The following is a 9,136-nucleotide window of genomic DNA, read 5'->3' as shown; positions in this document are numbered from 1 at the left end:
ACGCCGCCAGGGCGGAAAAGACCCACCCCAGCGGCCCGCGCTACCCGAGCCTGGCTAATCCGTCGAGGGCGTAGTGGTTGCCCGGATCGATCTCGAGCGCGAGCCGGTAGGCGCGCCGGCTGCTCTCGACGTCGCCCTCGTGGGCGTAGGCCTCGGCAAGCCGCAGCACGACGCGGTGGTCCTGCGGCTCCAGGCGCAGCAGCCGCTCGTAGAGGGGAATGGCGCCGCGGTAATCGCGCCGCCCGCGCGTGGCCGTGGCCAGGCCGCGCAGCGCGTACAGATTGTGCGCGTCCAGCGCCAGGGCCTGCGCGAACAGCTCGCCGGCCCGCTGGAAGTCCTTGCGCTCCAGGCAGGCCTCGCCCAGGCGCGTCAGCGCGCGGAGGTGGCTCGGGTTGAGCTCGACGAGCTGCTCGTAGAAGCGGAACGCCTTGTCGCGCCGCTGTGCGCCGCGGCAGGCGTTGGCGAGGGCGTAGAGCAGGTGCTCGGTCCGCTCGCCGGCCTCGAGGGCGCGCTCGAAGAACTCGCAGGCCTCCGCGTGCTCGCCGCGCCGCGCGCACAGCTCGCCGAGGCCCGAGAGCGAGGCGCGGTTGAACGGCTCCACGGCGAGCGCGCGCTCGAAGCACTCCTGCGCCTCGCGCAGGTGCCCCCGTCGCAACGTCGACCGGCCCTTCTGGACGAGCAGGTACAGTTCCTGCCGGAGCAGGAGTTCGGCGCGCTGCCGCTGCACCCCGTGCTTCTTGCCGGTGCGTCCCATGGGCCGCCGGATTGTAGCACGGCGTCCCCCGCGGGGATCAGGCGACGAAGACCCCCGCCGCCGTCTCGGCCGCCCGCAGGTCGGCCGGCGACGGCGCCGCCCTGGTGCTCAGCGCCGGGTCGAGGACCCGCCGCGGGTCGAACGCCTGCACCGCGAAGGGCGACTGCGCCGGGAGCGAGCGCCGCAGCCGGCCCATCGACTCCGCGTCGAGCAGGCCGGGGACGTACGTCGTCCGGAAGCGGTGCGGCAGCCCGCTGAGGCTGACCAGGTCGAGGCTCGCGCGAATCAGCTCGACGCGCGCCGGCACGCCCGCGAGCCGGGTGTAGGCCCCCGGCTCGAGCGGCGCCTTGACGTCCATCTCGACGGCCTGGACCAGCCCCCGCGCGAAGAGCTTCGCGAGGACCTCCGGCCGGCTGCCATTGGTGTCGAGCTTGATCTCGAAGCCGGCCGAGCGCAGGCGCCCGAGCAGCTCGGGCAGGTGCGGCGAGAGCGTCGGCTCGCCGCCGGAGACGACCACGCCGTCGACCCAGCCGCGCAGCGGCCGCAGGCGCTCGAGCACGTCCCCGAGGGCGATCGAGGGGACGAGGTGCGGCGCGAGCACGAGCTCCGCGTTGTGGCAGAAGGGGCAGCGGAAGTTGCAGCCGCCCAGGAAGAGGACGGCGGCCAGGCGCCCCGGCCAGTCGAGGAAGGACGTCTCGAGGAAGCCCTTGATCCCGAAGTCGGTGCTCACGCGCCGGCTGCCAGGGCGTTGCGGATCTGGATCGCGCCGGTGACGACGCGCCCGTCGTGCAGCCGCAGGATGGGCAGCTGCTTCTCCGCCGTGGCGACCAGCTCGCGGAAGGCCAGCTCGGCGAGGCCCTCCGCGGTGAGGATGTCGTGCGTCGTGACCGCCACGCCCGCCGGCAGGTTCGCCTTGACCCAGTCGCACTTCTCGCAGCCCGGCTTCGTGAACAGCTCCATCTCCCCTCCCGCAGGCCGCTGAAAAGGGCCCATCTGCGGCGGTGCGCACCTTACCCCTGCGAGCGGAGCGAGTGGGGGAGAACGCCTGCGGCGCACCCCTCACACCTGTCGTCGCCGGATCGTCGCGCGCCTTGCATCTGGACCCTTTTGATCAGCCTGCCCGTTAAGGTTTCAATACTAGGCCTGGTAGTGCCCCGCCGACCGGTAGCGGTCGGTCAGCTCCCCGCGCTTGCCCTTGTTCCACGAGGACAGGCGCGTGAAGTACCCCGTGATCCGCGTGATGCCGTCGACCTCGTCGGAGCCGCACGACGGGCAGGCCGGCTGCAGGCCGCGGCTGGTGCGGTGGCAGGCGTTGCAGCTGGTGAACTCCGGCGAGAACGCGATCTGGTCGTTCTGGGTGTGCCGGAAGGTCTTGACGACGAAGTCCGCCAGCGCCCCCGCGGACGGCCGCGCCTCGCCGAGCCAGATGTGCGTCAGCGAGCCGGCCTCGATCAGCGGGTGGAAGAGCCCCTCGCGACGCACGCGCTCGATCGGGTTGAGCGGCGCGCGCACGTTGAGGTACGTGGAGTTGGTGTAGTAGACCTCGCCGCGCGCCGCGTCGCCCTTGACGTGCGCCGCCGCCGGCCCCGGGTGGTGGCGCAGGTCCAGCCGCGCGAAGCGGTACGCCGTGGACTCGGCCGGCGTCTGCTCGAGAACGAAGCGCATGCCCCGCCGCTCGCCGATGCGCTTGGCCTCCAGCTGCAGGTGCGCGATGATGCGCAGCCCGAAGCGCAGCGCCGCCTCCGACTCGTGCATCTCCTCGCCCGTGTGCGCCTGCACCAGCTCGTTGAGGCCGACCATGCCGACGAGGTGCGTCGCACGGTGCAGCCGCAGGTACGGCTGGCCGTCCGGCGCCATGGTCAGCAGCGCGAGCGGGCCGCGGTCGCCGAGCGCGAGCAGCCGCTCGAGGAAGGCCCGCTTCTCCACGTGCGCCTGCGTCGCGAGCTCCAGCAGCTCGGTCAGGCGCGCGAACAGGCGCGCGGTGTCGCCGGCGGCCTCGTAGGCGACGCGCGGCAGGTTCAGCGTCACGTTCTGGAGCGCCGAGTAGCGCATGCGCCAGGGCTCGCGCGCGTCCTCCAGGTCCGAGCGCTCGAGCTTGAACGAGAGGCGGCAGCACTCGGAGATCTTCGCGGTCTCGCCCCGGTCGAAGACGAAGTAGGTGTTGCCCTTCTCGGCGGCGACGGTGCAGATCAGGTCGAGGAACTCCTCGTGGCCGGGCGTGCGGAAGAGCTTCTCGGTGATGTGCACCAGCGGCTTGGGGAAGAAGAAGGGCCGGCCGGCGCCGTCGCCCTCGAGGTAGACCTCGAAGAGCGCCCGCACGAAGCGCTGCGCCTCGGGGAGGTAGTCCGCGTAGGTCTTCCCGGTGTACTCCCCGCCCGGGCCGATCGCCGGCACCGTCTCGAAGTGCTTCGGGGTCTCCCAGTAGAGGTTGATGTCCGAGAAGATCGCCTGGCCGCCGCGCGCGACCGCCTGCTGCGAGTACTCGTAGATCAGGATCTGCGCCAGCTGGCGCACGTCGCGGTCGGGGAGCCCGACGAGGAACGGCGAGAAGAAGACGTTCACGGCGTCCCAGCCGATGGCGCCGGCGAAGTGGCTCTGGAGCGCCGCGGAGAACTTCACCATGTGCGCGAGCAGCACCTCGGGGTGCTTCGCGGGCTTGGCGATCGAGAGCGCGTGCGGGAAGTTCAGGCCGAACTTCTTGACGTACTCCAGCGACTGCCCCGAGCAGTAGGGGCGGTCGATGAAGCCCAGGTCGTGCAGGTGCAGCTCGCCGCGCATGTGCGCGTCGGCGATCTCCGGCGAGAAGACGCGCAGCAGCGCGTACTCCTTCTTGATGTTCTCGGCGAGGGTGAGGTTGGTCGCCTCCGGCCCGTGGGGGATGTTCGCGTTCTCCTTGTTCTGGGCCACCAGCAGCTGCTCCACGTCGTAGAGCGGCATGCCGAGGCGGGTGTGCAGCCTGCGGGCGCCCTCGAGCCCGTGCTCGAGGAGTCTGGCGTCGACGAGCTCGCGGATCAGCGGCGCGGTGAGGGTGCGGATGCCGAAGGCGCGGATCTGCTCCTCGACCTCGCGGCCGATCGTCTCCGCGGTCTCGGCGTCGAGCAGGGTCTCGCGGACCAGCGCCTCGACGATCCGCTCGCGGGAGAAGTCCGCCATCCCGTCCGCGGAGGTGCGCACGAACAGCGCGCTGTCGGTCGTCTCCTCGAAGACCCGTTTGGGCATCTCCCGAACATCAGTCCCGATCGCCTTAGTCATCGAACCGTAACCTCCCCTGACGCGTGAAAGCCCCCAACCCAGGAACGGCAAAGGATGCGCACATCTTGTGGAGGCGTTCGCCGAGACACAATATCTTGTGTTGACAGTCGAAATTCATTCCGCAGAGACTTCAGCAGAAAACGGCGATTCCGGCTCGCAGAATCTCCGCGAATCGCGACAAAGCTCAAGAAAGCTCGATTATTTCTGATTATTGATATTGATTGCTCTGCAATATCAATAAGTTGTATCTTCTGAGCTAAAAAATAGCTTCAATCATCTTTTTCCCGTGACGAAGAAGGAGAGCACGCCAAGGTCGACCGCGAGGTCGACGTTGCGGATCTTCACGCCCGACGGCGTCTCCAGCCGCGCCGGTGCGAAGTTCAGGATCGCCTTGACGCCGGCATCGGCCAGCTCGTTCACGACCTCCTGGGCGGCCGGGGCGGGCACCGCGACGATCGCGATCCGGATCTTCTTCTCGCGGATGACCTGCCGCAGCGCGTCGATGCCGTAGACCGGGTGCAGCGAGCGCAGCGACTCGGGGATGGCGTCGGGGTAGCGGTCGAAGACCGCCGAGATCGTGAAGCCGTACTCCTCGAAGCCGCGATAGGCGATGAGCGCCGAGCCCAGGTGCCCGGCGCCGACGAGCGCGACCTCCCAGACCTGCTCGAGGCCGAGGATCTTCTGCAGGTCCGTGCACAGGTCGTGCACGTAGTAGCCGACGCCGCGCACCCCCAGCTCGCCGAAGTAGGCGAAATCCTTGCGCACCTGGGCGGCCTTGACGCCGCAGCCCTTGGAGAGCGCGTACGAGGAGACCACCTTGACGCCGTCGCGGTGCAGCTGCGTCACGTAGCGCAGGTAGATCGAGAGCCGCTGGACCGTCGCCTCGGGGATCTTTCCCTCCCGGTAGCCCGTCGTCCCGCCGTCGTTGTTCGCGTGCATTGGCAACCCCCTTCGTCCGGGGACAGCGTGAATTCTGTCCCCTTTGCGTAGCCGTTACCGTGCCGGGACAGGACTCAATTCCGTCCCCGCAAGAGCGCCACCATGTCGCGCACCGCCTGCTCGAGCCCCGTGAAGAGCGCCCGCGAGACGATGCTGTGGCCGATGTTGACTTCCTCGAGCTCGGGGATCGCCCGCACCGGCAGGATGTTGTGGTAGTTGAGCCCGTGCCCGGCGAAGACCGCCAGCCCTTGCTCGGCCGCGAGCGACGCCGCCGCCCGCAGCTTCTCCAGCTCGGCAGCGGCGGCCCGCCGCGTGCGCGCCTCCGCGTACTGCCCGGTGTTCAGCTCGATCGCGTCGGCGCCCGTGGCGCGGCTGGCGAGCACCTGCCCCGGCGCCGGGTCGACGAAGAGGCTCACGCGAATCCCCGCGCGCTGCAGCGCGGCCACCGCCTTTCCCAGCGGGCGCGCCTGGCCCGCGACGTCGAGGCCGCCCTCGGTCGTGATCTCCTGGCGCTTCTCCGGGACGAGCGTCGCCAGCTCGGGGCGTACACGCCGGGCGATGCGGACCATCTCCGGCACCGCGGCCATCTCCATGTCGATCCCGGTGGCCACCGTGCGCCGCAGCAGCTCGAGGTCGCGGTCCTGGATGTGGCGGCGGTCCTCCCGCAGGTGCACGGTGATCTGGTCCGCCCCGCCGAGCTCGGCGAGGGCCGCCGCCGCCACCGGCTCGGGCTCCCGGCCGCGCCGCGCCTGCCGCAGCGTGGCCACGTGGTCGATGTTCACGCCCAGACGGATCCTCCGCATCAACGCTTCCTCCCGGTGGTCTTCCCGCCCCTGTCGGCGGACCCCTGCGGGGACTTCTCCCCGACCGTCTTCTGCACGACCCGCGCCAGCGCGCGGGCGACGCCCTCGGCCTCGCGCCGCTGGCGTCCCTCGACCATGACCCGCATCTTCGGCTCGGTGCCCGAGGCGCGCACGAGCACCCGGCCGCGCCCCGCCAGCGAGGCCTCGGCCCGCGCGACGGCGTCGCGCAGCGCGGGCACCGACTCGACCGCGACCCGCCGCTGCGTCGGCACGTTGATCAGCACCTGCGGCAGCCGCGGCATCGCGGCCGCCAGCGACGAGAGCGTCCGGCCGGTGCGCTGCAGCACCGCGAGCACCTGGAGCGCGGTGACGATGCCGTCGCCGGTGGTCTGGTGCCCCGAGAAGATGATGTGGCCGGACTGCTCGCCGCCGAGCACCGCGCCGAGCCGCTGCATCGTCTCGAAGACGTGGCGGTCGCCGACCGGCGTGCGCTCGAGCGCGATCCCGGCCTTGCGCAGCGCCAGCTCCAGGCCGTAGTTGCTCATGACCGTCCCGACGACCGTGCCGCCGGCGAGCAGCCCGCGCGCCTGCAGGTCCAGCGCGCAGACCGCCAGCGTCTGGTCGCCGTCGACGAGCCGGCCGCGCTCGTCCGAGAAGAGCACGCGGTCGGCGTCGCCGTCGTGGGTCAGCCCGACGTGCGCCTTCTCCCGCCGCACCGCGGCGCAGACCACCTCGGGGTGCACGGAGCCGCAGCCGAGGTTGATGTTGCGGCCGTCCGGCTGGGCATTGAGCACGACCACCTCGGCGCCCAGCTCGCGCAGCACCTCCGGCGAGACCTTGTAGGCCGCGCCGTTGGCGCAGTCGACGACCACGCGCAGACCCGAGAGCGTCAGCTCGCGCGGGAAGGTGCTCTTCGCGAACTCGACGTAGCGCCCCACCGCGTCGTCCGCGCGGAAGGCCTTGCCGATCGCGTCGGCCGTCGGGCGCACATGATCGATCCGCCCGGAGGCGACGAGGTCCTCGATCTCGGCCTCGAGGGCGTCGGGGAGCTTGTAGCCGTCGCGCGAGAAGAACTTGATCCCGTTGTCCTCGTAGGGGTTGTGCGAGGCGGAGATCACGACGCCGGCGTCGGCGCGCAGGCTGCGGGTCATGAAGGCGATCCCGGGCGTCGGCAGCGGCCCGACGAGCACCACGTCGACGCCCATCGAGCAGACCCCGGAGGTCAGCGCGCTCTCGAGCATGTACCCGGAGAGCCGCGTGTCCTTGCCGATGAGCACCCGGTGGCGGCGCCCCCCGTCGCGGAAGACGTGGGCGCACGCGCGCCCGAGGCGCAGCGCGGTCTCCGACGTCATCGGGGCGACGTTGGCGCGCCCGCGCACGCCGTCGGTGCCAAAGAGCGATCGCGTCATCTGGTCCCCTCCTCCCCGGTCCGCGGCCGGGCGATGAACCTGAGGTTGACGGCCGGCGGCGAGATGCCGACCACGGTCACCCCGCGCGGCACGACCACGAGCGGCGCGGCCAGCGGCACGACGTTGTTCCCCGCCCGCGCCGACGCCAGGTCGACGCGCACCCGCAGCTGCTGCGGGTCGAGGGCGTCCATGACCGAGCGGCCGCCGCGCAGGCGCACGTAGACCGCCTCGAGCGGCGCGCCGTCCAGCACGAGGCGGGCCGGGAACCGCTCGAAGACCAGGGGCACCAGGTGGCCGACCTCCACCTGCTCGCGCGCGTTGACGTAGAACCAGAACGCCGTCGCCAGGACGAGCGAGGCGGCCATCAGCGGCAGGCGGCCGGCGAAGCGGCGCAGCGCGGGCTTCATCACGTCCCCTCCGGGCGGCTGGTCTGGAAGATGCGCTCGAGCTCGCGCTGCAGCGCCGGCGCGTCCAGGCCCCGCCTGAGCTCGCCGCCGAACGCCAGCGAGATCGCCCCGGTCTCCTCCGACACGACGATGACGGCCGCGTCGGTCTCCTCGGCCAGCCCGAGCGCGGCGCGGTGGCGCGTCCCCAGCTCCTTCGGCAGGTTCGGGTTCTGCGACAGCGGCAGGAAGCACCCCGCCTGGCTGAGGCGGTTGCCCTGGATGAGCACCGCGCCGTCGTGCACGGGCGAGGCCGGCAGGAAGATCGAGAAGAGCAGCTCGCGCGAGACCCGGGCGTCGAAGCCGACCCCGCCGTCGACGTAGGCGCGCAGGTCGGTCTCGCGCTGCAGGGCGATGAGCGCGCCGATGCGCTTGGCCGCCAGCGCCTGCGTCCCGCGCACGCACTCCTGGAGCACGCGCTCCTCCTTGATCGGGTCGAGGAAGCGCAGCAGCGGCGCCCGGCCCATGTTCGCGAGGCCGCGGCGCAGCTCGGGCTGGAACAGGACGATCACCGCGAGCACCAGCGCGCCGAGCAGGTTCTGGAGGACCCAGCTCACGGCGTGCAGGCCGATCCGGTTGGCCGCGAAGGAGACCGCCAGCAGCAGCGCGAGCCCGACGAGCATGCGGATCGTGCGCGTGCCGCGCAGCAGCACGATGAGGTTGTAGAAGACGAAGGCCATGATCAGGATGTCGAGGCCGTCCTGCCAGCGCAACGGCGGCAGCGGCTCGGCGAAGAGGGTGAGGCTCACGCGCGCCCCCCCGCGAGGACCGCGTCGGCGACCGCGAGCGCGCGGCGCGCCGCCGCCACGTCGTGCACGCGGACGACGTGCGCGCCGTTGGCCGCGGCGAGGCAGCAGGCGGCGATCGTCCCCTCGACGCGCTCGCCCGGCGGCAAGCCGGTGATCTTCCCGATGAAGGCCTTGCGCGAGGGCCCGACGAGGAGCGGGCGCCCGAGCCCGGCCAGCTCGCCGAGCCGCCGGAGCAGCTCGAGGTTGTGCTCGAGGGTCTTGCCGAAGCCGATCCCCGGGTCGACCAGCGTGCGCGCCGGGTCGACGCCGGCGGCTTCGGCGCGGGCAAGCGCGGCCGCCAGCCCGGCGCGAACCTCGCCCAGCAGATCGTCGTAGTGCGGCGCCTGCTGCATCGTCCGCGGCTCCCCCTGCATGTGCATCAGCACGACGGCGGCGCCCGCGGCGGCGGCGACCCGTCCCAGCTCGGGGTCGAAGCGCAGCGCCGAGACGTCGTTCACGATCGCGGCGCCGGCCTCCAGCGCCGCGCGCGCCACCGCGGCCTTGGTCGTGTCGACGCTGATCGGCAGCCGGCAGCGCGCGGCCAGCCCGCGGACCACCGGCACGACCCGCCGCAGCTCCTCCTCGACGGGCACCGGCGCGGCGCCGGGGCGCGTGGACTCGCCGCCGACGTCGAGGATGTCCGCGCCCTCGGACGCCAGGCGCAGCCCGTGCTCCACCGCCACACCGGCGTCGAAGAAGGCGCCGCCGTCGGAGAAGGAGTCGGGGGTGACGTTGACGATGCCCATGA

General features: G+C 71.9%; 10 protein-coding genes. All 10 read right to left on the bottom strand.

Translation table 11 applies throughout. The features are described 5' to 3' along the window. Window positions 1-40 precede the first annotated feature (40 nt). Window positions 41-754 carry a tetratricopeptide repeat protein gene (locus VI078_02055; GenBank protein ID HEY5998072.1) on the bottom strand — a complete coding sequence of 238 codons (714 nt, stop codon included), beginning with the start codon at window positions 752-754 and terminating at the stop codon, window positions 41-43. Between the two features lie 37 nt (window positions 755-791). Further along, window positions 792-1,484: an anaerobic ribonucleoside-triphosphate reductase activating protein gene (locus VI078_02050; protein ID HEY5998071.1), complete on the bottom strand. Its 693-nt coding sequence runs from the start codon at window positions 1,482-1,484 to the stop codon at window positions 792-794. Beyond that, window positions 1,481-1,714, bottom strand: a complete 234-nt coding sequence (locus VI078_02045) for a hypothetical protein (protein HEY5998070.1) — start codon at window positions 1,712-1,714, stop codon at window positions 1,481-1,483. The genes VI078_02050 and VI078_02045 overlap by 4 nt, the downstream gene beginning before the upstream one ends. 177 nt (window positions 1,715-1,891) lie before the next feature. Continuing rightward, on the bottom strand, window positions 1,892-4,006 hold the full coding sequence (gene nrdD / locus VI078_02040; GenBank protein ID HEY5998069.1) for an anaerobic ribonucleoside-triphosphate reductase: 2,115 nt from the start codon (window positions 4,004-4,006) through the stop codon (window positions 1,892-1,894). Between the two features lie 273 nt (window positions 4,007-4,279). Then, a complete protein-coding gene (locus tag VI078_02035; GenBank protein HEY5998068.1) occupies window positions 4,280-4,945 on the bottom strand; it encodes a redox-sensing transcriptional repressor Rex in 666 nt (221 codons plus the stop codon). A 74-nt stretch (window positions 4,946-5,019) separates the two neighbouring features. After that, window positions 5,020-5,748, bottom strand: a complete 729-nt coding sequence (locus VI078_02030) for a pyridoxine 5'-phosphate synthase (protein ID HEY5998067.1) — start codon at window positions 5,746-5,748, stop codon at window positions 5,020-5,022. Next, entirely contained in the window at window positions 5,748-7,157 is a 1,410-nt protein-coding gene (glmM, locus tag VI078_02025; GenBank protein ID HEY5998066.1) for a phosphoglucosamine mutase, read from the bottom strand. Before glmM ends, VI078_02030 begins: the two co-directional genes overlap by 1 nt. Then, window positions 7,154-7,564, bottom strand: coding sequence for a CdaR family protein (locus VI078_02020; protein HEY5998065.1), 411 nt, complete (start codon window positions 7,562-7,564; stop codon window positions 7,154-7,156). The genes glmM and VI078_02020 overlap by 4 nt, the downstream gene beginning before the upstream one ends. Further along, window positions 7,564-8,349: a diadenylate cyclase CdaA gene (gene cdaA / locus VI078_02015; protein ID HEY5998064.1), complete on the bottom strand. Its 786-nt coding sequence runs from the start codon at window positions 8,347-8,349 to the stop codon at window positions 7,564-7,566. The genes VI078_02020 and cdaA overlap by 1 nt, the downstream gene beginning before the upstream one ends. Continuing rightward, window positions 8,346-9,136 (bottom strand): dihydropteroate synthase (gene folP / locus VI078_02010; GenBank protein HEY5998063.1); only part of this gene is annotated, 791 nt, incomplete at its 5' end. The genes cdaA and folP, both read right to left, overlap by 4 nt.

This window comes from bacterium, assembly GCA_036524115.1.
GTDB lineage: Bacteria > JAUVQV01 > JAUVQV01 > JAUVQV01 > DATDCY01 > DATDCY01.
Note: the sequence above shows the minus strand (reverse complement) of the source record. Positions and strands in the feature narration are given on the sequence as shown.